Origin of the sequence: Vibrio sp. TRT 17S01 (genome assembly GCF_050113695.1) — a bacterium.
Lineage (GTDB): Bacteria > Pseudomonadota > Gammaproteobacteria > Enterobacterales > Vibrionaceae > Vibrio.
Genome location: NZ_JBNJOG010000005.1, coordinates 168,234 through 190,747, shown reverse-complemented (window position 1 = coordinate 190,747; position 22,514 = coordinate 168,234). Strand labels below are relative to the sequence as shown.

The window sequence follows — 22,514 nt, the reverse complement described above, 5'->3', positions numbered from 1 at the left end:
AAAAACCCCCGGGAAATCCGGGGGAAGAGTGGGTAGTTTAACAGGATGATGACTGATTCTGCATCAATTTGCGGGTTCCTTTTCATCGAGATGATCAGCATAGCCTTTTGGTGGAGGCGTCCAACCACGTTCACCGTCTTCATGTTTTGCGAAGCGATCGGTATTCATGGCCAGTTTAATTTGCTCTTCTAGGTGCATGAATAACTGGCGATAGTTGTTATCGAAGCGCTCGCCTTCGGAGTCATCTTCCCAAGCCTCGTAAAGTAGGTCAGATTTCTTATCTTCAATTTGGCGATATGCCGCTTTCTGCTGCTCGACTAAGAATGGATGATGGCCCATTTCACGCATGGCATGTGCGCCAAGCTCCATTGCGGAATGGTAGGTTTCAGATTCAATGATATCGGCCCCAGCTTGACGAAGCAGATAACCATGACCGCGGTCAAAGGCTCTGGCCAATACTTTCACATGTGGGTAAGTATGTTTGACGTATTTCGTCAACTCGACGCTCGCTTCCGTATTATCAATGGCAATCACCAACATAGCGGCTTCCTCAATACCAGCAGTATGCAGAAGATCAGGCCTTGTGGCATCGCCAAAATAGGCTTTAGTTTCAATCTGACGGACCACATCGACTTGATCTGCTTGGTGGTCAAGGACAACGGTTTTAACACCACTGGAAACTAAGAGTCGGTTCACGATCTGACCAAACCGGCCAATGCCGGCGATGATCACTGTGCCTTTTTCATCGATGTCGTCAGGTTGTTGTTCGTTCGACTCTTGTTCAAACCTTGGCAGGATGACTTTGTCGAATAAGATGAACAAGCCGGGCGTCAAGAACATCGATAGGGCGACAACCAGTGAAAGTGTTTGCGCGATCTCTGGTGGAATAACATGATTTTGTACTGTAAAGCTCAATAATACAAAACCAAACTCACCAGCTTGCGCAAGGCTGAGGGTAAAGAGCCAGCGGTTACTGTTTTTAATTCTAAATACAAAAGCCAATACATAAAGGATGAGGGCTTTAAGCAGCATAACGCCCAGAGTTAAGCCAATGATGGTAAAGAATTGATCGAACAGAATTGAGAAGTTGATGCCAGCACCAACAGTGATAAAGAATAGCCCGAGCAACAAACCTTTAAATGGATCGATATTGGACTCGAGTTCGTGGCGGAATTCACTGTTGGCTAGCACAACGCCTGCGAGGAATGTACCAAGAGCGGGAGATAAGCCAACTAAGCTCATTAAAGCAGCAATACCAACCACCAACATGAGCGCTGTGGCGGTAAAAATTTCTCGTAAGCCAGAGCTTGCTACAAAACGAAACAGTGGGCGGCTCAGATAATGGCCACCAATGACGAGGCCGATAATCGAAGCAATAATAACCATAGCGTAAGCCCAGCCCGGCAAACCGGCGACTAAGCTGAGTTGTTCATGATGTTCTGCTGCGCTGGTGGCCGCTTGTTGTGCTTTCTCGACAAGTTCTGGCAATGCCAACAGTGGAATAAACGCCAACATCGGGATCACAGCAATATCTTGGAACAACAAGACAGAGAAGGCATTTTGTCCGCCTTCTGTTTTAGACAAGCCTTTTTCGTTGAATGTCTGTAATACAATCGCTGTTGAAGAGAGCGCAAAAATAAGGCCTATTGCCAATGCAATGGTCCAAGGTTGTTGAAAGAAAATCGCAATGCCCATCACGGCTGCAGCTGTTCCTGCAACTTGTAAGCCCCCTAAACCCAGTAGTCGGTTACGCATTGACCACAGCATTTTAGGCTCAAGCTCCAGCCCGACTAAGAACAACATCATAACCACACCAAACTCAGCAAAATGCTGAATGGTTGTGGTTTCTTCACCAACTAAACCGATGATCGGCCCAATGACCACACCGGCAATGAGGTAACCCAGTACGGAGCCCAGCCCAAGCCGTTTTGCGATAGGCACGGCAATAACAGCAGCCGCAAGATAGATGAAAGCCTGGAGGAAATAGAGTGTCATCGTGTGGCCTCCATAGGTAATTCATCAAGATAGTGGTTGAGCTTGTCTGCGTGACTCGCTTTTTCGACGTCAATGTGATCATTAACTAAAGCGGTCAGGAGCTTTTTCCAGTCAGTAATGTGTTTGTCTACACGGCCTTCTTCTTTGGCGGTCCGTGCGCCAAACAGAGTAAAAGGTGCCAAATACTGCATGCCTGTCAATGTGGCCATTTGCTCCAAAGGAGACAGCAATTCACGAATCTTAAAATGGTTATAGCCTTGAGCATGATAAGCTTCAGCCTTGCCACCAGCAGTGAGAGAGCACAAGAAACGTTTACCATGTAACGCCGTACCTTCGTGTCCATATGCAAAGCCATATTCAAGAACCAGATCTTGCCATTCCTTTAATATGGCCGGCGTCGAATACCAATAGAGAGGAAATTGGAAAATGACGACATCGTGCTCAAGCAGACGTTGCTGCTCTGCATCAACATTGATGTGGTAATGCGGATATTCATAGTAAAGGTCAACAATCGTGACCCCTTCGATTTGCTCAGCAGCGTTAATAAGAGGTTGATTAACCTCTGAACGGTGTTGGGATGGGTGGGCGTAAAGCACCAAGACTTTATTCTTTACCATAACTTCCCCAAATTTATATTTTTGTGATTATTTTTGGAATTTTCATTCTCCACCAATTTGGGTGAATAAGTCACTCATCATAAAAGACTATTTTTGTAAAAAGTGACGTTCTAACAAAGCTTGTAGATCATATAAATGGTGGACAGCGACAGAAGCATGTTCGGTAAACGAGGTTGCTTTTGCATGGGTAACTAAACAGGAAGGCATTTGGGCATTGAATGCGGCTTGTAAGTCATAAAGGTAGTCGCCGACATAGAGTATCTGAGCCGGGCGTAATTGCCATTCATCGGCAAGAGCTAGGAGTGAATCGGGCGCAGGTTTTGGTGGGTAATGCTCTCGACTAATGACTCGGCTGATATTGAGCTGGTTGTGTGAGATTTTTTGCTGAGCGGCTTGAGCGCAATTACGAGTGATGATGGCCGTATGCAATTTATGAGTTTCGATAAAATCTAACAACGAGCTGCAACCTGGCATTGGGTGCGAGTGGACAGCATCTTCCAGCTCGTGTTGCAGAATGAGTTGATGTGCGTTAGCACTAGCAATGGAGCAGGGCATTGCATCGACATAAGAGAGCACATCCTGATCGGCTGGGCAGCCCACTTGACGCCTTAGCCATTGAAAATCCATCTCCGACGTGACCAAAGTGTTGTCGAGATCAAAGACAATGGCTTTGAGGTTGACGGCATCAAGTGGAATTGCAGGCATAGTATCCCTTTTGGTTATGCGAACTCTTTTTCCAAATAAGAGACGATGTCAGAGGACTCATACATCCATTCTACTTTGCCGTCTTTCTCAATACGCAAGCAAGGCACTTTAATCTTGCCGCCGCCAGCTTCAAGTTCATTGCGATGCTCCGCGTTGTTCTTTGCATCGCGTAGCTCGATATTTACAGATTGACGTTTCATCGCTCGGCGTACTTTGACGCAAAATGGACAAGCGTCAAATTGATATAACGCCATTGTGTTGGCACGTTCATCTGCTTGTTGTTGAGCGTCTTCAGTTCGTTTGATGCCTTTTGGTGAGAATATGGCATTGAGCAATAGGATAATACGGCCTAAAAACCAACGGATGAATTTCATAACTTTCCTTTACAGCTGTGGGTGTTCCGGAAAGTGCTTTCCGGAATGTTATTGTAATTCGACAATTGTAACCAGTTAGCTACAAAGGAAAAGCAATTAATAACGAATATTGTGTTCTTTTGTTACCACGATACCAAGCCGTTTTGCTAGCCGAGTCAGGTTGGCGCGATCGGTCTTGAGTGTCCGTGCGGCTTTAGCCCAGTTAAACTCAGACTCAATTAGCACTTCGGAAATCATGTCTTTTTGGTATTGCTCTGTGGCTGCGCGTAACCCTTTAAAAAGCTCATCCCGAACCATAGGTGTTTGCTCATTGCGGCGGGTAGAGGTTGAGTTCGTCGGAACATTATCAAGTGTGCCAATGTCTTCCACATTTACGCTGATCAGTTTTCTTGTACCACTTCTGGCTCTGGCTTTTAAGGCGGCGCGATTGATCACATGTTCCAGCTCACGCACGTTACCCGGCCAGTTATAGCGGGAAATATGCACCAGAGCTTCTTTGGTTAGCTTAAGCTGTACGATACCAAGCTTGAGTTTCGCTTTCTCAAGGAAATAGCCAGCAAGTAGGGCAACATCCCCTTCACGTTCATGCAGTGGAGGGACTCGAATCGGGTAAACGCTTAGGCGATGGTAAAGATCTGAGCGAAATCGGCCTTGGTCGACTTCGTGTTTTAAATCTCGGTTGGTTGCAGCAAGTACGCGGACATCTGTTGTTTGAACCTTATCTTGTCCAACTGGCTGGATTTCGTTGTTTTGCAAAGCTCGTAAAATTTTACTTTGCGCAGCGAGTGGAAGCTCACCAATTTCATCTAAAAATAGAGTTCCACCATCGGCTAAGGCAAATTTCCCTAAGCGAGACTTGTCGGCACCAGTAAATGCCCCTTTGACGTGGCCGAATAATTCACTTTCCACTAAGTTTTCCGGGATAGCGGCGCAGTTGACGTAGACCAATGGATGCTTACGACGTGGTGAAAGATGGTGCAGGCGACGTGCTACCAGCTCTTTACCCACGCCGGTATCACCGTGGATCAGAATATTAAAGTTAGATGGCGCAACAACCTCGATATCGGATTTCAGTGCCAACATGGCGTTGCTAGAGCCGATAATTTCGCTGCCATCCCGTTCCCATGCACCTTCGTTAAGCTGCTCCATTCGCTGTTGTACTTGCTTGGCTTGTTGTTCGAGCTGAGAAACGGTCATCGCAACTTTGAGTGATGAGGCAATGATTGCAGAGAGGGCTTCTAACGAGCGCGCGGGAATGTTATCGAACACCTCTGGGCTAAGGCTATCCAGTGTTAGCACACCAAGTAACTTATCCCCGTAAAGGAGAGGTAACCCCATGCAAGCATGCATTGGAAGATCCCCTTCATAATCTAACAATAGGCCATCAAAAGGGTCGGGCAGTTCGCAATTTGCATCAAAACGTACCACACTTTTCGATGCACATATTTCAGCAAACCGAGGGTGCTCTTCTAAGCGAAAGCGGCGACCTAATGTGTCACGGGTTAAACCTTGTAGTGCGAGTGGAATTAAGGTGTCCCCTTGCAAGCTGAGTAGAGCGACGCAGTCACATTGAATCGCTTTACGAATGGCGTCGAGTAAGCGATTGAAGCGATCGTGGTCGTTTTGTTCGCTGGCCAGTCCAATGGACATCTCAATAAGGGTCGAAACGGGAATATCTTGCATAACAAACTGAGTGTGTGATTTTTTATCATTGTAGTGTCAAATTAACCTAATTTAAAGTTGTCAATTTGACATGGTTTGATGAATTTTCATACATGAAAACCAATAAGTTAGTGCTTTTATGAGTTGGCATTAAACATGCTATATCGCTAGGTAGAGAGTGGCACAAAGCCACCGTAGATTGTCTATTCGACAACATATAATCGAGGAGAAAAATTACCATGCTCAACAATCAACATATCGAGATTGTCAAAAGTACCATTCCTTTACTTGAAAGTGCGGGTCCGGCTTTAACTCAGCATTTCTACCAGCGAATGTTTAGCCACAATCCTGAACTAAAAGATATTTTTAATATGACGCACCAGAAAACTGGGCGTCAAAGTGTGGCTTTGTTTGAGGCTGTAGCAGCGTATGCGAAAAATATCGAAAACCTTGGTGCCTTGACGACGGCTGTTGAACGAATCGCGCATAAACACACAAGCTTCAATATTCAGCCAGACCATTACCAAATTGTGGGTCATCACCTGATTGAAACCTTACGTGAGCTTGCCCCCGATGCATTTACAACCGAAGTGGAAGAAGCGTGGACAGCGGCTTATCTGTTTTTAGCCAAGATCTTCATTGATCGAGAAGGTGAATTATATTTGCAACGCAAACAGGCGATTGGCGGATGGGACAATGCCCGTGAATTCGTGATTACACGCAAACAGCCTGAATCTGAATTGGTCACAAGCTTCGTGCTGGAGCCTGCGGATGGTGGGGCGGTGCTGGGTTATCAACCGGGGCAATATATTGGTATCGAGGTAAAGCCTTCGCTTGGTACTCATAAAGAGATCCGTCAATATTCGCTATCGCAAAAGCCAAATGGTCAGGATTACCGGATCTCAGTAAAACGCGAAGTCGGTGAGTACAAAGGCTTGGTGTCGAATTACTTGCATGATGAGCTTTCCGAAGGCGACAAAGTGAGTTTGTATGCGCCAGCGGGGGACTTTTTCTACGTAGAACGCAATGCGCCAGTTGTTTTAATTTCTGCCGGTGTGGGTGCAACACCAGTTCAGTCCATGCTTCAACATTTATCTGATCAAGGGAAGAAAGAAGTCAGTTACCTATATGCGTGTAACGGAGCAGAACAGCACACGTTTGCACGGGAAACCGCAGACTTAATCGAAACAAATCACTGGAACCAATACACATGGTACCTCAATCAAGCCACTCAGTTTGAAGGTGAGATGAATATCGCTCTTGTGGCCGAGGAGCTGCCGCTCCATCAAGCAGATTTTTACTTATGTGGTCCCGTTGGGTTTATGGAAAGCATTGTGCGTCAACTTGAAGAGTTAGGTGTTGCGCGTGAACGTATTCACTATGAGGTGTTTGGACCGCATACCTACCTATAATCGCATACTGCTCTAGCAATCTTAAAAGGCTCCTGACAAGGAGCCTTACCATTTGAAGTAGGCTTTTATTGCTGCAAGTAGGCCACCTTTTTTGGGGGCCAAAGGTGATGCATTTGCGCCAGTATAGAAGCTCGATAAGAACTGAGTACGGATATGCTCCGAGTCGAGTTTTGAAATCGAGGTCATCAACGTTGCGGTTTGATGGGCATGATCATTAGCCAATGAAAAGTCCATTCGCAAATAACCTTGCATATACAGCCATGCATGCGTGATAAGCAACAATTGGTTGTAGCCATGGTTCTCAAAGCGCCTAGCGTGCTCATGGCCTAAGTTTTGTTCAAAAACCTGTTGCATGGCTTGAGTGGATGCTTGGTTGTGCTCAAAAGCCGATTGGCTTTCAATATGCGCTTTGGTCAAAATACCAAGCAGATGATGATGTATCGGCGTCTCTGGTTTGTTTTCGATGACCTTATTAAATAGCGCCTCATTCTCATCACAAAACGCCACCCAATGCTTCTGATGTTGGGAGATGACTTCGAGTTGCTGGATACCTACTTGTTCAAATGCTGAAGCCAGTTTACTCATTGCTTTGTAATGTCTCCCAGCAAACTTCAGTTGAGCCACTGTCTGAGTCAATAAAGAGGCTTGTTCCAGTCAACATGATGGAAAGCTCCATCGTTCTGACTAAGTTGTTCGCCAGTTCTTCTATCGGTTCCCAAGGAAAGCGGACAATTTCTACGGGGTATTGTGTGACTTTATTCTTGGTTTGCTCCCACCATACGTTGGATTTGGAGTTGAAGCTGTAAACCTTAACGGACTTAGCTTGGCGGCATGCTTTTTTAATGCGATCAACAGCAGGTTCACCCACCTCAATCCATAACTCGGTTTGTCCGTCTAACGATTGAAGCCAGATATCGGGTTCGTCGATGTTAGATAGGCCTTTGGTAAAGGTCAGTCCTTCTTGGGCGTTTAAGCAAAAGGCTAAAACACGCGCTATCATGCGAGGTAAGTTCTCTGATGGATGCTGCGCAATGGTCAGGTTAACCGTGTCGTAATAGTCACGATTGGTATCAGAGAGTGCAATGCGGAATTTAAATATCGTCGGTTTGAGTGCCATAGGGAGTCTCTATCCAAACAAAAAAATAGCCAGCGAGTGCTGGCTATTTCTAAAAAATCTTGTTCTAAAAGAAATTATAGAACTTTGATGTTTTCAGCTTGAGGGCCTTTTTGACCTTGAGAGATAGAGAACTCTACTTTTTGGCCTTCAACTAGAGTACGGAAACCGTCGCCAGTGATTGCGCTGAAGTGAGCGAATACGTCAGGGCCGTTTTCTTGTTGAATAAAACCAAAACCTTTAGTTTCGTTGAACCATTTAACTGTACCAGTAACAGTGTTAGACATTGTGTATATCCTTGGATAAAAATAAATATTACGCCTCATCGGCACGGATAGCGTGGAAAAGGAAATTGCTATTGCGTACGGCGTTTAGAAGAAATGGTATTCAACGAAACGGCGAGATAAACAAAGAACCCGTTTTCTAGCTGCCCTACAGTGTAGATGGACATTTTACTAAGTCAACGAAAATAAATCCTGTTAAGTCAGAGAAAAATAATTTCTTTCAGATATTTGCGTTAGATAACGTTTCTTAAAGTACATGATGCCTCTGTAATCTTATGGTCATCAGTGTACAATAGCCCTGTTGTGACAAGGCGTTACATATAAAAAGGTAAATTATGAGTAAAAGAAAATGTATGGTTGAGGTGGATGAACCCAATCAAGAAAAAAAATATTCGGTCGAAAGCGGAAGAGGTCAAATAAACGACAATATGCTTAAAGCTTTGGTGACCAGCAAGCTGTTTCAATCAAAAGTAGAGAAATCGAAGAAGGGAAAAGGGAGTTTTACACGCAAGATGAAGCATAAGGGCAAAGAGCCCTATTCAAAGGTAGCAACCTCGCTGTTTTTGAATAGGGCTTTTTCATATGCTTTAAATGTTAATGCTCAATTTTAGGTGAATAAATCGAGTAGGCGGTTATTTGCCCAGCCACGATTGCTGAAAACATAAAGAGCGCAGACAAACCAATACTAGGAATGGGCAATACAGATTGTTCAAACAACGATTGGCTTGCACTGACTAACACGCGGCTACCGGGAACGAGGATAATGATCCCTTGAACTATGTAGATAGCGCCTGTGAGCTCCACTTTCTTCGCTATCCATGTTCCATAGAGAGTGATCAATACCGTGGTAACCCATGTACCAACAACCCAACCACTATCAAAACCCAAATAAAAAGGCCCCCACATCCCCAATGCCGCAACCGGTAACCCAAGAAGAATATCGATAGGTCGTGCATTAAAAATGATGCTTAAAGAGACTGAAAGCAGAAACAGGCTGCAGATATGGAGCCACAACGGCACTTCATTCATGTAGTCAGACGAGGTGGCAGAGCCCCATACCGCCTCACCAATACTAAGCCCCATAACGATGCCAACAAACAACTTGATCAGCGTTAGTGCACTTTGACCAAGTAAGCTGGTCCCTGAGACCAAATCATTAAATGCAAGGCATTCAAGCGAGTTGGCGATCGACAATCCCGGAACAAATAAGATCACCGAGGCAATGCATAACGCCCAAATGGGGATCTCGTGGTTTGCGCTGGCAAAGAAAGCCACCAGAATACCGGTAAGTAATGCTGCTATAAATTCGACGGCAATGGAGCGTCGGCCTCGGCATAACTGCTGGCACCCCCAGACAATGAATCCAAGTAAGCAAGAGATTAAAACGGCTTCAAGCGTACTGCCAACCAACATCAGGTATGACGCAGGAATTGCCATGTTTGCAAAAGCGGTGATCCATTTCGGGTAGCGTATGGGCTCTGGAATGGGCTCACTACTCGGTTGGTTGATTCGTATGATGGTGTTTGCGAGCAAACTGAGGTTGATCGACGGCGGGCTATGACGCCGCATCACAACCGTATTATTGTCATCAGGGAATTGGTAGTTGACGGTGGTGGGGGTGGCTTGAACCATCACATCGACACCGTGTTTACGGGCGTAATATTGCGTGTATTTCTCTAATTTGTACGGTGCGCACCCGCTGCGGTGGAGTGTATCGCCAATCTCTACGATTTTACTGATGCGATATTGTGAAGTCATGGTTTGTCATTGGTTAAATTAATTAGCGCGACGTTATCAAAGTGGTTATGGGTTGGCGAGTGAGTGATGAATGAATAGTGGGAAAGGTCACGCTAGTTCGTTTATGAAGTGAAAACTTAGTTTGCGCTGTAGTCTTATTCTGTCAGTGTCTCCCTATATATCCGTTCGGTATCACAAAAACAATTAGATTCAGAAAAATATTTCTTGTTACAAATATGTACAAATTGCACTCGTTTTTATGCCTAATAATGGGTAAATCCTTGTGAGTTAAGAAAGTTGGTAGTAACAAATATTAACCTTTTATTTACAATAATCTTTCGGTCACTTTTTGTTCTGTTTTTGTGCAAAATTTGGGCTTGAAATCTAATTTAAAAAGACGAAAATGTACGCAAAATGAGTTTTCAAAAATGAAAGGAAGCTTTTTCTAAGTTTTAAAAGCGAGGTGTACGATGAAACTATTTCTATTGCTTATGACATCACTATCAGCTGGTGTTGCGTCTGCCGATCATCTTCATTCTTTCATGCTGGGTCTTTCAATTTCTGCATTAGCGGTTGGTAGCTGCTACTGGTTTGCGTTTCGCTCAACTCGATTCCCACAGCTCGCGCTGTTTCTTTTGATTTGTGGAATGCTATCTAAGTTGGTGATTACCGTTGCAGGCGTAAGTTGGAGTATGTCAGCGGACTTGATCACTTCACCTATCATTTTTGCGCTGTCTTACTTGTACTTCTCTATTGCAATCACTTACCTGTGGTTCAGTTACCGAGACAGCATCACTCCAAAACCTAAAAATACCGAAGCGATTGCTTAATCGCGCAGTGAATTTAAGAAAACCGGCTAACGTTAGCCGGTTTTTTTGTGCTTTGGAGCACCCCTTTGCGACAAAAATCGATTAAACGTAACGAATGGTTACAAGCCTCCTGAAAAGCTAAGCGGTTTGATTATACTCAATGAAGTTGTGTCTAACGGTAGGCGACTTATGAGAAATATGATTTTTACTCGCACATTCGTGCTGTCTTCTTTAGCTATTTCTTTTGCAGCAGTTTCTGCGCCAACAATCATTCCTGATCCTCCAGCCATTGGCGCGAAAGGTTATGTGCTGATGGATTACCATACAGGCCAAGTGTTGGTAAACAAAAACGCTGATAAAAAACTGAACCCAGCAAGCTTAACCAAATTGATGACCGCTTATGTTGCGGGGCAAGAGATGAACAGCGGCAATATCAGCTTGGATGATAACGTGCTGATCAGCAAAAATGCATGGGCCAAAAACTTTCCAGACTCTTCCAAAATGTTTATTGAGGTGGGTAAAAAAGTTGGTTTAATGGAGCTATACCGTGGGTTGATTGTTCAGTCTGGTAATGATGCGAGTGTCGCAATTGCTGAGCATGTCGCTGGGAGTGAAGGGGCATTCGTAAGCTTAATGAACTCATGGGCTGACAAGCTTGGTTTAGCAAACAGTGCTTTTACCAACCCTCATGGTCTAGATAGTGAGGGTCTGTATTCCACCCCTTACGATATTGCTAAGTTAAGTCAGGCCATTATTCGGGACTTACCTGACATTTACCCTCTCTATAGTGAAACCTCTTATACCTTCAATGGGATCACTCAATACAACCGCAATGGGCTGCTACGTGACCGCAGCATGAACGTCGATGGTATGAAAACCGGCTATACCAGTGGGGCTGGATACAGTCTTGCAACTTCAGCGACCAGCGGAAACATGCGTTTGATTTCAGTCGTTATGGGATCTAGTAGTACAAAAAGTCGGGAGTCTGAGAGCAAGCAACTGCTGAGTTATGGTTTCCGTTTCTTCGAAACCATTTCGCCGACAAAAGCGGATCAGGAGATTGCTCAAGCGCGAGTCTGGATGGGAGATAAAGACGAGTTGAGTGTCGGTGTGGCTGATGATGTCTATCTCACACTACCAAAAGGAGACGTTAAAAAGCTCAAAGCGGAAGTGGAGTACTCACAAGAATTGGTTGCTCCAATCAAGCAAGGAGATGTGTTAGGTAAAGTCATCTACAGCATTGACGATACTGAAGTCGGCTCAGAGCAGCTTGTCGCACTTGAACAAGTTGACAAAGGTGGTGTATTTAAACGATTGATCGACTGGTTCAAGCGGCTACTACTTAGCTGGTTCTAACATACATTAAAGTTGAAAATATCAGAGCGGATACCCAAGGGTATCCGCTTTTTTATCGCGGTTTGTCTCGTCCCGGAGCCCCTTGACTGTAAAGGCTCGCGTCAGATGTCAGTGTGTGGCAAAACCCTAAACTAAAACTCACCGTTAGCTGACATCCCTAACCGTCATTACCTCAAAATTATGGCCATCATTGATATATGAGGGAAACGAATGGAGTTTACACAAGAAGATAGAGACGCGCTGCACCGAACTTGGATGTCTCAAAAAGCGAAAATGCGAATTACCCAAATGGAATTCGCTAAAAAGCTTGGTGTAAGCCAAATCGAGTTTTCAGAGCTATTACGTGGCTCTAAGCCACTGACCATGTCTTTTATTTCTCAGTTTTGTCGTTTACTTCATGTTGAACCACAACAATTACTGCCATCGTTAAAAGCAAGCAGTACTGGTGCGCCACGAGTCGTGTTTCTAGAAAGTCGCATGAGTGTCGATGGTGAAATCCAACGCGCTTATATTGAAGGCAACCAAGTGGTTGTCGAATACGCACACACCATTGATCCTCAAGACGCCTAAACATTAAAAGCGTCAATGATTGATGCTGTAAAATAGACAATAATAATTATATGGTATAGCATTCTGGTTTGTTTGGATCAGAATGCTTTTTTATGTCATGAAAACACGATTTCTTCTTTTTCTTATCACCATGTTTCTTGTTGGATGTGCGAGTCCCATAAAGCAACAGGCAACATCGTTCACTAACTACGAAGACTTTAGCACAGGCCCTGACGGCGGTGTGGATTTAGTCTGGGCTCGGGAAGACCTTCGTGACAAGGCGCGACTCCGGGACAAAATAAAGCAATACGACTCGTTGATCATTGATCAAGTGGTGGTTGTGGCTGAAGAAGGCACCATCGACAATGACGACATTCAAGAACTTACCACATATACGGTTAACCAGCTTAAAGCCAAACTCTCAGCCTATAAACCGATCGTTACTCAACCGACAGGAAAGACATTACGTCTTAGTCTTGCGTTAAGTAATGTTGAGACACCAAATCCAATTCTTGCAGTCACCAGCAGTGTTTTGCCTGTGGGATTAGCTATTTCTACCATCTCAAAAGTCACGACTGGTGAGCATACAAATGTTGGTTCGGCAAGTTTGGAACTGTTGGTAAGCGACGCACAAACGGGGAGCCCATTATTTGCTGCGATTGATCGTGAGAGCGGAAACAAAGACTTTTCAACGATGGTGGATGCATTAGACGATGCAAAAGATGCGATCAACTATTGGATTGAGCGTTTGGGTGTTACTCTACAAGGGTGGCAACAGCCTTAAATCATAGAGAAACGATGTTAGAAAAAGAAAACTTAATCAAGCTTGCGCGCATGCAAATGCCTTTTGGCAAATACGCAGGAAGAGTGTTGATCGATCTACCCGAAGAGTATTTACTGTGGTTCGATAAGAAAGGCTTCCCAGAAGGGGAGCTAGGTGAACTACTTAAACTCTGCCTTGCACTAAAAATAGAAGGGCTTGATAGCGTTGTTAAGCCGTTAAAGCGAATGTAACCTGTCGCAGAAGCTTTCCATTTATAAAAAAGACTTACTATGAATTTTGATATCAATACACTGAAACACCACCAACTGGTCGAAGATGGTCAACTAGAAGGATGTTACATTCATCAGCCTGCTCAAGGTAGCCAGCAAGATGACAAAGCTGTTTTGGCAGAACGCCAAGCGCTAGAAAAGATGGGCTATAAAGTAGTACAGGTTCAAGCTAAAGGCGGGACAACAACGTTCGCTGAGGCGATGCAAAAATTTGCGAAGAAGACGGGTCACCAATCCAAGTAATCAGCGACTGCAACCGACCAAAGCATCCTTAGCCTCTTCGACAACGCCATGTGTTTTCATTTAAAAGAGTCAGATCATCAGGCTGACTCTTTTTTATCCCATTCCTTGCTAGGAGTACAGCTTGCCGGCTAACCGCAGCATTGTTTTTGTTATTGAAGCGTGGAACAAGATCCATTCAATTGGCCGATTTCAACTAACCTAATAATTTTCAGTCCATTCGAGTAATAAAGGTTTGTTCATCATCCACAAATGCTACAAAACCGCCGTGATAGATAAACACCCGACCACGCCCCTCAACTAGGCAGGCAAGCTGTGGGTTCAAATCTTCTTCGTTATCTTTGCTTTGAAAAGTGCCAGTATCGGTGATTACGCCGCTGAGTTTAGGCAAATATCCATAAGTGCGCTTGGCTTGATCAATCAGGCTCAATTCGCTAGCGCTAGAGAAGCAAGAGGGGATCGCACCAGCGTCTTCAATAAATATAGGTTTCAGTTCTTCAAAAGCGGTAATCACCAGCCAGTCGATGCCATTGACATGATGGATAAACATAGAGTTTCTCGATAATTCAGATGCGGAGATTCTATCACTATCAGACGCATAACGTAGTAGAAATTTAGTTGCTAAAAGCGGTAAGTCTGTGCCATTTCCGGAGAGTCACTAGGCTAACTTGAAATACGTTTTTGTCCAGAATCTTCATTAGCCGAACTTTTACTCGTGGCATTTTCTAACTCGAAAGTGCCCCATTCGGTGTTAACGTAATTACTCAGTGGTTAATTGTACCACTGAAATCACCATACTTTTGTTAATGGTTGTCAACCGAGAGGCTGTGACAGAAAGCTCCCTATTTTCTATCGATATCAGCAAGTCTAATCAGAGCTTTTCTAAGGCATGTTTATGCATCGTTGGTAAATCAGAACGCAAAAAATGTATCGTTGGCGAATGACAGCTATTCAAGTGCTGTATCATATTGGCACAATCTGAATCAACTATGTCGCTTTCCGATGTCTCATGGCGTAATTCGACTGTTTATACTGCCGTTATCAGCTAACGCAATTGATCAATAATAGTAGTTTAAAAGGGGCAATCATTATGTCAAACACAGCATTAATCACAGGCGCTTCCAGTGGTATTGGTCTTGAACTAGCCAAGATTCACGCTTGTAAAGGTGGTGATCTGGTTCTAGTCGCACGCTCTGAAACGAAACTAATCGCATTAAAAAATGAGCTTGAAAAGGAGTTCGGTGTAAAAGTTGATGTGATAACCTCAGATTTAGCAAAGCTCGATGCCGCACAATTATTGTTTGAGCAGACGGAAGCACTTGGCCTACAGATCGACATGTTAATCAACAATGCGGGTTTTGGTGGCCACGGTAAATTCCACGAACGTTCTCTTGCTGATGAGCAATCAATGATGCAAGTAAATATGGTGACACTGACCAACCTGACTCACCTATACCTAAAAGGCATGGTCGAACGAAACAAGGGAAGGATCTTGAATGTATCTTCAACCGCATCATTTATGCCAGGTCCTTTGCAAGCGGTATACTACGCCACCAAGTCTTACGTTACCTCATTTAGCCAAGCAGTGGCTGAAGAAGTAAAAGATAGCAATGTGAGCGTAACGGTACTTTGCCCAGGGACAGTAGCTACTGGTTTTGTCGCTGCGGGTAACTTGGAAGGTGTTGATGCGTGGAAGAATGCAAAATCACCTCAGTCTGTAGCAGAATGCGGTTACAAAGGGATGGAAGCTGGAGAATTGATAGTATTCAATGAATCATCCTTGAAGTTTATGCTTAACTGGATTATCCCTCTATTGCCACGTAAATTAGTCCTTAAAATGTCTCGCCAGTCCATGGAAAAAAAATGATTTAAGTGGAAGTATGGGTATGAAAAGAGCAGATAAATTTGTCATTCCGTCGAACTGGAAAGTTCTCTTTAAAGACCTTGGTATCAACCTGCAAGTTGCACTCGGTTATGCTGAGCTGCCTCTGGGATTGTTTGAACAGAAAAAGGTACAACTGTCGCCATCACAATACTTTCAACTGTTTCAAGGCATAGATAAGGCAGCTCAAGTGCAAGGCATCGACCTTGCCTTGAAATTAGCGGAAGTGATGAGTTTTGAGTCCTTTGATGTACCGATTTTTGCTGCTATCTGCAGCCCTAATCTGAACTCAGCAATTAAAAGGTTGCAGGAGTATAAACCATTAATTGGACCTATGGATCTTACGCTAGATCAAACTGATGCTAAGACTGAAATTGAAATTAGTTGTTATGGGTTTACTGGTGCGCTACCAATATCTTTAAGTCTGACTGAATTGGTGTTTTTGACTCAGCTTACTCGGTTAGCGACACGCCAAAGCATTAATCCAATTCAGATTGTGTTGCCCGAGCTTCCATTGAATCTAAGTGCATATATGAGTTATTTTGGTTGCAAAATTACACAAGGTTCAGCAACGAAGATGGTGTTCTCGAACAAAGATGCGCGAGTACCATTTCTGACGAACAACCAAACTATGTTGAACATATTTGACAATGAATTACGTAAAAAGCTTGATGCGATGGAAAGCAACCATACTACATCGAAAGCTGTTTATACTCATCTGATGGACTTACTTCCTCAGGGGAACAGCTCTATCGGAGTAGTGGCATCACAAATGGCAATAAGTAAGAGAACGTTGCAACGCAAGCTGTCCGCGGAAGGTAATAGCTATCAGTCAATTCTTCATAAAGTTAGAGAAAAGCTAGCTCATTATTATTTGAAAGAAACAGAGCTATCTATTAATGAAGTATCGTTTTTATTAGGCTTTCAAGAAACCAATTCGTTTATTCGCGCATATAAATCATGGACTGGGATTTCTCCTAGGCAAGTCAGATATTGATATATGAACTGTTTTCATAGCTTGAATTACAAGAATAAATCGTGTTGGAGCATAAACGTTTCAAGGTTATCAGGATACTGCATACTTTCTAGTAAACCCTGCATATAGTAAATCTGTTAAAACAGTTTTTTGGTGAGCAGGTTTGTCCAACGCCTTTTATGGGCGGCACTCTGTATATCGGTGACACCCATTAGTTTGCAGTATTAAAAGTTATCCGAAGGTCAGACTTCTTCTTAAAAGTCTGAATGGTTTCTGTCCAATAGTGGGCTACAACAATAAATATAATCCCGTAAGCCACTCGATAAAAAGCTTCTGAGAAAGGAGTAAGTGGAACTACTAAAATTCAGCACCCCGCTAAAAATTGAAGGCTTAGCTACGATTGTTAAGTCTTTAGTGTGAATGTAGAAAGGTTGTTTAAAAAGCCGACGCAGAGTCGGCTTTTTTGTATCTATGATATTTCAAACAAAAATCTATTCATTAAATGTGGGTATCAAAGCATCCGATTTGGTGGGGAGCGGGTCGTTTCCTCGGTATGTTGTGAAGCCGCCATCATATTTGAATATCTAACCCTAAATAAACGGCATATTCTAAATGCTATATATTCATTTTCAGAGAATGAATACGCTTATTAAAGAAACATAGTGAGGTTTATTCTGGATCGTTCGGATATTTAGTTTAGCCCTGACTAATTATCCAAAAAGTGTCAGGTTGCTAGTGAAATTGAATTTTGAAATTCATCACACTCATGGAAATAGCCTTGAATTACCATCAGCTCTCTTAGAACGATAAGCCCTAAATAATAACTATCAAAATACCCTACAAACCTATTATAAGGATACCTATCATCATGAGCGGTAAGATCATCAAGCTATCTCGAAATACAGACCTAGCGCCAATCCATTCACTCTCTACTCAAAGCGTTGCTTTCTCCCACTACAACAACATCTCGGCGCAGTTGCCGCTTGATCCGAAAAGCGGTGAGCTGGTGGTAGGAGACATCAAGGCGCAAGCTAGGCAATGTTTTGAAAACATCAAATCTATCGTAGAGAGCATTGAGCACGTGATGGATGATGTAGTTAAGGTTAATGTATTCCTTAAGAACATTGATGATGTAGAAGCCGTAAACGAAGTGATGGCGATGTTCTTTACCGAGTACTTCCCAACTAAAACGGTCTCTGCGGTGGCTCAACTACCAAACAGCGATGCACTGATCCAGATTGACGCTTTAATCTCAAACGGTGAAGGTACCCAGCCTCAAGAACCATGTGCGTTGATTAAGCAGGCAAGAAACTGCGATAGCGTAACTAAGAGTGCGACATCGACGCATTCGGTTGCATTTTCACACTACAACAACCTATCTGCGCAGTTGCCAATTGATCCTAATACAGGCACTTTGGTTGAAGGTGGAATCAAGGATCAAACCGCTCAATGTTTGCGTAACCTAAAGACTGTTCTAGAAAGCATTGATGTGCCGTTTGATGACATTGTAAAAGTGGGCATTCAGGTAAGAGATCTTGCGGACATTGAGCTCGTGAACGAAGTGTACATGACTTTCTTCCCCGATTCGGCCATCGCTCGCAGCGTTGCTTATGTTCCAGCGCGTACAGTGACACAAGCGGCGGGCCTACCAATGAATGCACTGGTTCAAATTGATGCGGTGATTTCTCATGGCGACGGCACACCACCACAAGAAGTGGAAGACAGACACGGGATTGTGATTCGCGCGAACAATACTGACTTAGCACCTATTAGTGCGCTTTCCACGCAAACTGTTGCTTTCTCTCACTACAACCATATCTCAGCTCAGCTTCCTGTGGATGCACAGACAGGGAAACTTGTAGAAGGGAATACTGGTGAGCAGGCTAAGCAATGTCTAACACACATTAAGTCCATCGTTGAAAGCATTGGTCATGAAATGGATGATTTGGTGAAGGTCAATATTCAGCTAACTGACATGGCTGATCTGAATATGGTTGATGAGGTATACACGACGTTTTTCAATGGCAAACTCCCGGCAAGAACAGTGATTGGCGTTGAAAAGATACAATCAGGCGCATTGATTCAAATTGATGCGGTTGTTTCAAATGCTGAAGGCACGCCTCCAACAAAATAATAATGTTGCTGCCTTATATGCTGAACATCAGCATATAAGGCAAACTTTACCTTTCTCAAGAATATCCTCTCAATAAATAAGTTAGAACGAACGGGAGCAGGTCATTGCCTTTTGCTAAATTTGCAAAGTTACTCACGCACTTTGATCTTTCGCAGCTACCTCATTCAATCTCACAATACAGCTTGTATTGTTTCAAAAGAGTGGGATTTTCATACTGACTCTTTTTACCGCATTATCGCTAACATCCTAGCGCTAAATAGCATAAGATACACGGCCTTTACTTAGCACCGAGCCATTCACGTAATGACAGATAATACACAGCAAGCGACGTTTGCCGACCTTGGCCTAATGCCAACCTTAATCGAGCGACTAGAAGCATTAGAATATAGTCAACCGACACCTATTCAATCTCATGCCATTCCTCATATATTGGATGGACGAGATCTGGTTGGTGGAGCCAATACCGGGTCTGGTAAAACGGCTGCTTTTTCGCTGCCAATTCTGCAAAAGATTCTTCAGCAAGATACCGCCAACTCTCGCCGTGGTAACTTTGCGTCTCACCTGATTTTAGTTCCAACTCGTGAATTGGCATCACAGGTGGCTTACAACATTAAGTCTTACTCTTACCATCTTAGAGATAAGATCAAAACGGTTGCGGTGTTTGGTGGTGTATCAGTGAACCCGCAAATGCTGGCGCTTCGTGGTGGGTGTGACATCATTGTCGCGACGCCGGGTCGACTGCTTGACCTCGTCTCTAGTAATGCGATTAAGTTAGATAAGGTAGAAACACTTGTTCTTGATGAAGCCGATCGCATGTTAAGCCTTGGGTTTACGGAAGAACTGAATAAGCTCCTTGCTTTGCTGCCAGAGAAGAAGCAAACCTTGCTATTTTCTGCCACATTCCCTGATAAAGTGACCAGCTTAGCTCAAAACTTACTTCAAGCGCCTATTGATATTCAATTGCAAAGCGCAGAAGCCAGTACTTTGGTGCAGCGTGTGTTTAGTGTCAATAAAGGCCAAAAAACCGCGGTTCTCGCGCACTTAATCAAGCAACACCAGTGGCGACAGACTTTGATTTTTGTGAATGCAAAGAATGCCTGTAACCACCTAGCACAAAAACTGTCGAAACGTGGTATTACGGCTGAAGTTTTCCATGGTGATAAAGGGCAAGGTGCTCGTACTCGTGTTCTTGACGGTTTTAAATCTGGAGAGATTCAAGTCCTTATCGCTACCGATATTGCAGCGCGCGGTCTTGATATCGAAAAATTGCCGGTCGTTATCAACTTTGATCTTCCACGTAGCCCTGCCGACTATATGCATCGAATCGGACGAAGTGGTCGTGCTGGTGAAGTTGGTCTGGGATTATCTCTTATCGATTACGATGACTATCACCATTTTAAAGTGATAGAAAAGAAAAATAAGTTCCAGCTTGAGCGTGAGCAAGTTGAAGGTTTTGAAGTAGAAGACGACCAAAGTGAAGCTTACTTTTTACCGATGAAACCACGAGCAAAACCAGCCGGTACAGGAAAAAAGAAGAAAAAGCGTAATCAGTAATGTATGTAGGCCTTAAGTTGTTCAGTTTGAGAAAACGTCGGGAATTAAGCTAGTCAGTTGGTGTGCTCGCTTCCTCCGTTTTCTATAAAACGTAATAGAGCCTAGTTTGATCCCTCAAGCTAGGCTCTATTGTCATTTAGGGTGTCGTCTTAGCGGCGTGGAGAGCGACCGCGAGGTGAGCGGTTCTTAAATGCAGATGCCGCTTTGGCTTGTGACTTCAAAATCGAGTCAACCGTTAGCGCCATTGGCTCTTTTGGTTTAAGACCATGAGGGAAAGTGCGTGCTCTCGGTGGCAAATTGTACTCTTCTGCACTTGCACGTGGCATACGCTTAAATCGATAAAGGTAAAAGTTTTCTAACTTCTCTCTCGCCCATTCAGTTTTCTTTAAATACTTCACACTACTCGCAATCGATGGCTTGGTATTAAAGCAATTAAAGCGCATTGCTGTATCAAGAATGTCCCAGCCATAAAAATCCACCAACTCTTGCAACATAGTTTCTAGTTTTAGCCCATGCAGTGGGTTGTTTCGTTGCAGCTCGATTTTTTCTTCGTCAGTCATCATTTTAAGGGCCTTACTCAGTAAAGGATGGAGTGTAGCAAAGTATACAATGCGGAGATATCTATTGTTAGGCCGCAATGGTTTGAAAAGAAGCTTTCAAAGAAAGCTGGCTTGGTAAGAAAGGTTTGTCTTTTGGAGAGTTCAGTGCATGGCATAAGGTTATATGCCTAGTCTTGAAAATTGAAGGTTTAGATAGTGTCGTCAAGCCCTTAAAACGAATGTGATTTATTAGAGCTGCTAAGTCTTGATTCGTTTGACCAAGAAGGTTTTGAGTCGGGTACTAGGTCCATTCTATCAAAGAGACCCAACGCTGAGTTAGAGTGCTGCGTTGGGAATCATACTTTAAGCCATTTATTGTCAACTTCAGTTATGCCTTAACCGTAAATTTCAATCGCTTTATTATAAATCACCTCAACGTTGAATCTAGCTAATCAGGTTTTTCACCAATGTATTTCCAACTGATCTCTCCATATAAGATTTATGTATTAGTTAGCTAAATTGAGCACATTGGGTACTATAGCTGACTGTGTCGACCTAGGGCTTGTTAGCCAGCGATTTATGAAAAATTCTGCAGAGGTTGAATTGAGGCATATCGATCGCTCAATGCAGACATAGACACTAAATGAATAAGATTTTGATCAATTGGATTACCGTCTTGGTCTGGTAGTGGTCGTGTTGCACAAGCGTCTTCACACACAATAACGTCATAACCCAACTCTACAGCTTTGATAGTTGTTGCGGTAACACACATGTGACTCATAAAGCCAAGAATAATTAGCTGTTTGCGTCCTGTTAAATGCAACATCTCTTCCAAGTCAGTATTGAAGAACGAATTAGGTAATGTCTTATGCACCACTGTTTCGTTGTCATTGGGTTTAACAACATCTATAGAGTCAGACAAAGGTGAATCGCAGTTAAATACTGGTGATGCCGAACTTGCTTTGTGAAGTATATGGAATACAGGGGAATTCTTGCTTCGAGCGATCTCTAATAACTTTTCCGCGTTCTTCAAAGCTATTTCCCCAGCCTTACCTAGAGACAAAATACCATCAATATATTCATTTTGGTAGTCAACAAAAAGAACAGCAGCATTATTCCAATCAACAATATGTTCTTGTAAACCAGAGATATTTCGAAGTGTATTTAATTGAGTCATGTTTTTTCTCCTATAAAAATCAATTTAAGTATAACTCGATACATTTATCAGATTGATTTCTATTTGTGCAAATGCCATGTGCATAAATTATTGTGGACAAATGTTAATTAAAATAAAGTGTTGTTGTTATTAGCTGCACATGCTATGTGTAAAATTTATTATATTAATATATGATTTTTTTATTTTACTTTTTCGCAAACCATGGAGGGAATATGAATAGCACATCATTACCAATATATAATTCATTACATAATGCGAATGAAAAACTTAAAGGAAGTTTTCATCATGGCATTTCAAATGAATTTATCTATATATCGACGAATATCCTTCTGTGTTAGATAGACA

General features: G+C 43.2%; 24 protein-coding genes. 12 read left to right on the top strand and 12 right to left on the bottom strand.

Annotated elements, in window-relative coordinates:
- Positions 1 to 63: 63 nt before the first annotated feature.
- The 5 genes from ACQEXS_RS10360 to norR form a co-directional block, all read right to left on the bottom strand.
- Positions 64 to 1,995, bottom strand: coding sequence for a monovalent cation:proton antiporter-2 (CPA2) family protein (locus ACQEXS_RS10360; protein ID WP_427013766.1), 1,932 nt, complete (start codon positions 1,993 to 1,995; stop codon positions 64 to 66).
- On the bottom strand, positions 1,992 to 2,612 hold the full coding sequence (locus ACQEXS_RS10355; RefSeq protein ID WP_367990295.1) for an NAD(P)H-dependent oxidoreductase: 621 nt from the start codon (positions 2,610 to 2,612) through the stop codon (positions 1,992 to 1,994). Before ACQEXS_RS10355 ends, ACQEXS_RS10360 begins: the two co-directional genes overlap by 4 nt.
- Positions 2,613 to 2,699: 87 nt before the next feature.
- Positions 2,700 to 3,317 carry an HAD family hydrolase gene (locus ACQEXS_RS10350; RefSeq protein ID WP_427013765.1) on the bottom strand — a complete coding sequence of 206 codons (618 nt, stop codon included), beginning with the start codon at positions 3,315 to 3,317 and terminating at the stop codon, positions 2,700 to 2,702.
- Positions 3,318 to 3,331: 14 nt separating this feature from the next.
- Complete coding sequence (locus tag ACQEXS_RS10345) at positions 3,332 to 3,691, bottom strand: glutaredoxin family protein (protein ID WP_367990293.1); 360 nt, start codon at positions 3,689 to 3,691, stop codon at positions 3,332 to 3,334.
- Between the two features lie 96 nt (positions 3,692 to 3,787).
- On the bottom strand, positions 3,788 to 5,374 hold the full coding sequence (gene norR, locus ACQEXS_RS10340; protein WP_427013764.1) for a nitric oxide reductase transcriptional regulator NorR: 1,587 nt from the start codon (positions 5,372 to 5,374) through the stop codon (positions 3,788 to 3,790).
- 218 nt (positions 5,375 to 5,592) lie between these two features.
- Between norR and hmpA the strand changes: the two genes are divergently transcribed.
- Positions 5,593 to 6,765 (top strand): NO-inducible flavohemoprotein, encoded by a 1,173-nt coding sequence (hmpA, locus tag ACQEXS_RS10335; protein WP_427013763.1) that lies wholly within the window; start codon positions 5,593 to 5,595, stop codon positions 6,763 to 6,765.
- A gap of 45 nt (positions 6,766 to 6,810) precedes the next feature.
- Here the strand turns inward: hmpA and ACQEXS_RS10330 are convergent, their stop codons facing one another.
- The 3 genes from ACQEXS_RS10330 to ACQEXS_RS10320 all read right to left on the bottom strand — a co-directional run bounded on the left by ACQEXS_RS10330 (position 6,811) and on the right by ACQEXS_RS10320 (position 8,166).
- Positions 6,811 to 7,350: a hypothetical protein gene (locus ACQEXS_RS10330; protein ID WP_427013762.1), complete on the bottom strand. Its 540-nt coding sequence runs from the start codon at positions 7,348 to 7,350 to the stop codon at positions 6,811 to 6,813.
- Complete coding sequence (locus tag ACQEXS_RS10325) at positions 7,343 to 7,882, bottom strand: YaeQ family protein (RefSeq protein WP_427013761.1); 540 nt, start codon at positions 7,880 to 7,882, stop codon at positions 7,343 to 7,345. Before ACQEXS_RS10325 ends, ACQEXS_RS10330 begins: the two co-directional genes overlap by 8 nt.
- Positions 7,883 to 7,956: 74 nt before the next feature.
- Positions 7,957 to 8,166, bottom strand: a complete 210-nt coding sequence (locus ACQEXS_RS10320) for a cold-shock protein (RefSeq protein WP_367990288.1) — start codon at positions 8,164 to 8,166, stop codon at positions 7,957 to 7,959.
- A 332-nt stretch (positions 8,167 to 8,498) separates the two neighbouring features.
- Between ACQEXS_RS10320 and ACQEXS_RS10315 the strand changes: the two genes are divergently transcribed.
- Positions 8,499 to 8,774 carry an alternative ribosome-rescue factor A gene (locus tag ACQEXS_RS10315; protein WP_427010722.1) on the top strand — a complete coding sequence of 92 codons (276 nt, stop codon included), beginning with the start codon at positions 8,499 to 8,501 and terminating at the stop codon, positions 8,772 to 8,774.
- Here the strand turns inward: ACQEXS_RS10315 and ACQEXS_RS10310 are convergent.
- Positions 8,758 to 9,921 (bottom strand): threonine/serine exporter family protein, encoded by a 1,164-nt coding sequence (locus ACQEXS_RS10310; RefSeq protein ID WP_427010721.1) that lies wholly within the window; start codon positions 9,919 to 9,921, stop codon positions 8,758 to 8,760. The two genes, ACQEXS_RS10315 and ACQEXS_RS10310, sit on opposite strands and share 17 nt — an antisense overlap.
- Before the next feature lie 449 nt (positions 9,922 to 10,370).
- On the opposite strand from ACQEXS_RS10310, the gene ACQEXS_RS10305 reads away from it, so the two are divergent.
- The 6 genes from ACQEXS_RS10305 (at position 10,371) to ACQEXS_RS10280 (ending at position 13,910) form a co-directional block, all read left to right on the top strand.
- Positions 10,371 to 10,730: an NADH:ubiquinone oxidoreductase gene (locus ACQEXS_RS10305; RefSeq protein WP_367990285.1), complete on the top strand. Its 360-nt coding sequence runs from the start codon at positions 10,371 to 10,373 to the stop codon at positions 10,728 to 10,730.
- Between the two features lie 168 nt (positions 10,731 to 10,898).
- A complete protein-coding gene (locus ACQEXS_RS10300) occupies positions 10,899 to 12,065 on the top strand; it encodes a serine hydrolase (protein WP_427013760.1) in 1,167 nt (388 codons plus the stop codon).
- A gap of 210 nt (positions 12,066 to 12,275) precedes the next feature.
- Positions 12,276 to 12,635 (top strand): helix-turn-helix domain-containing protein, encoded by a 360-nt coding sequence (locus tag ACQEXS_RS10295; RefSeq protein WP_367990283.1) that lies wholly within the window; start codon positions 12,276 to 12,278, stop codon positions 12,633 to 12,635.
- 97 nt (positions 12,636 to 12,732) lie between these two features.
- A complete protein-coding gene (locus ACQEXS_RS10290) occupies positions 12,733 to 13,398 on the top strand; it encodes a DUF3313 domain-containing protein (protein ID WP_427013759.1) in 666 nt (221 codons plus the stop codon).
- 14 nt (positions 13,399 to 13,412) lie between these two features.
- Positions 13,413 to 13,628, top strand: coding sequence for a DUF3820 family protein (locus tag ACQEXS_RS10285; protein WP_005433583.1), 216 nt, complete (start codon positions 13,413 to 13,415; stop codon positions 13,626 to 13,628).
- A 39-nt stretch (positions 13,629 to 13,667) separates the two neighbouring features.
- Complete coding sequence (locus tag ACQEXS_RS10280; RefSeq protein WP_427013758.1) at positions 13,668 to 13,910, top strand: hypothetical protein; 243 nt, start codon at positions 13,668 to 13,670, stop codon at positions 13,908 to 13,910.
- Positions 13,911 to 14,118: 208 nt separating this feature from the next.
- Here the strand turns inward: ACQEXS_RS10280 and ACQEXS_RS10275 are convergent, their stop codons facing one another.
- Positions 14,119 to 14,457, bottom strand: coding sequence for a cytosolic protein (locus tag ACQEXS_RS10275; RefSeq protein ID WP_427013757.1), 339 nt, complete (start codon positions 14,455 to 14,457; stop codon positions 14,119 to 14,121).
- A gap of 540 nt (positions 14,458 to 14,997) precedes the next feature.
- On the opposite strand from ACQEXS_RS10275, the gene ACQEXS_RS10270 reads away from it, so the two are divergent.
- From ACQEXS_RS10270 to ACQEXS_RS10255, 4 genes are all read left to right on the top strand, one after another.
- On the top strand, positions 14,998 to 15,774 hold the full coding sequence (locus ACQEXS_RS10270) for an SDR family NAD(P)-dependent oxidoreductase (RefSeq protein WP_427013756.1): 777 nt from the start codon (positions 14,998 to 15,000) through the stop codon (positions 15,772 to 15,774).
- Positions 15,775 to 15,793: 19 nt separating this feature from the next.
- The gene (locus ACQEXS_RS10265) at positions 15,794 to 16,786 is read left to right on the top strand and encodes a helix-turn-helix domain-containing protein (RefSeq protein WP_427013755.1); all 993 of its coding nucleotides are present in this window, start codon (positions 15,794 to 15,796) and stop codon (positions 16,784 to 16,786) included.
- Between the two features lie 847 nt (positions 16,787 to 17,633).
- Positions 17,634 to 18,899 carry a RidA family protein gene (locus ACQEXS_RS10260; protein ID WP_427013754.1) on the top strand — a complete coding sequence of 422 codons (1,266 nt, stop codon included), beginning with the start codon at positions 17,634 to 17,636 and terminating at the stop codon, positions 18,897 to 18,899.
- Between the two features lie 303 nt (positions 18,900 to 19,202).
- Positions 19,203 to 20,453, top strand: a complete 1,251-nt coding sequence (locus ACQEXS_RS10255) for a DEAD/DEAH box helicase (protein WP_427013753.1) — start codon at positions 19,203 to 19,205, stop codon at positions 20,451 to 20,453.
- A gap of 149 nt (positions 20,454 to 20,602) precedes the next feature.
- Here ACQEXS_RS10255 and ACQEXS_RS10250 read toward each other — a convergent pair whose 3' ends face one another.
- Positions 20,603 to 21,016 (bottom strand): VF530 family DNA-binding protein, encoded by a 414-nt coding sequence (locus tag ACQEXS_RS10250; RefSeq protein WP_427013752.1) that lies wholly within the window; start codon positions 21,014 to 21,016, stop codon positions 20,603 to 20,605.
- Between the two features lie 553 nt (positions 21,017 to 21,569).
- Positions 21,570 to 22,169 carry an isochorismatase family protein gene (locus tag ACQEXS_RS10245; RefSeq protein WP_427013751.1) on the bottom strand — a complete coding sequence of 200 codons (600 nt, stop codon included), beginning with the start codon at positions 22,167 to 22,169 and terminating at the stop codon, positions 21,570 to 21,572.
- Between the last annotated feature and the right edge of the window lie 345 nt (positions 22,170 to 22,514).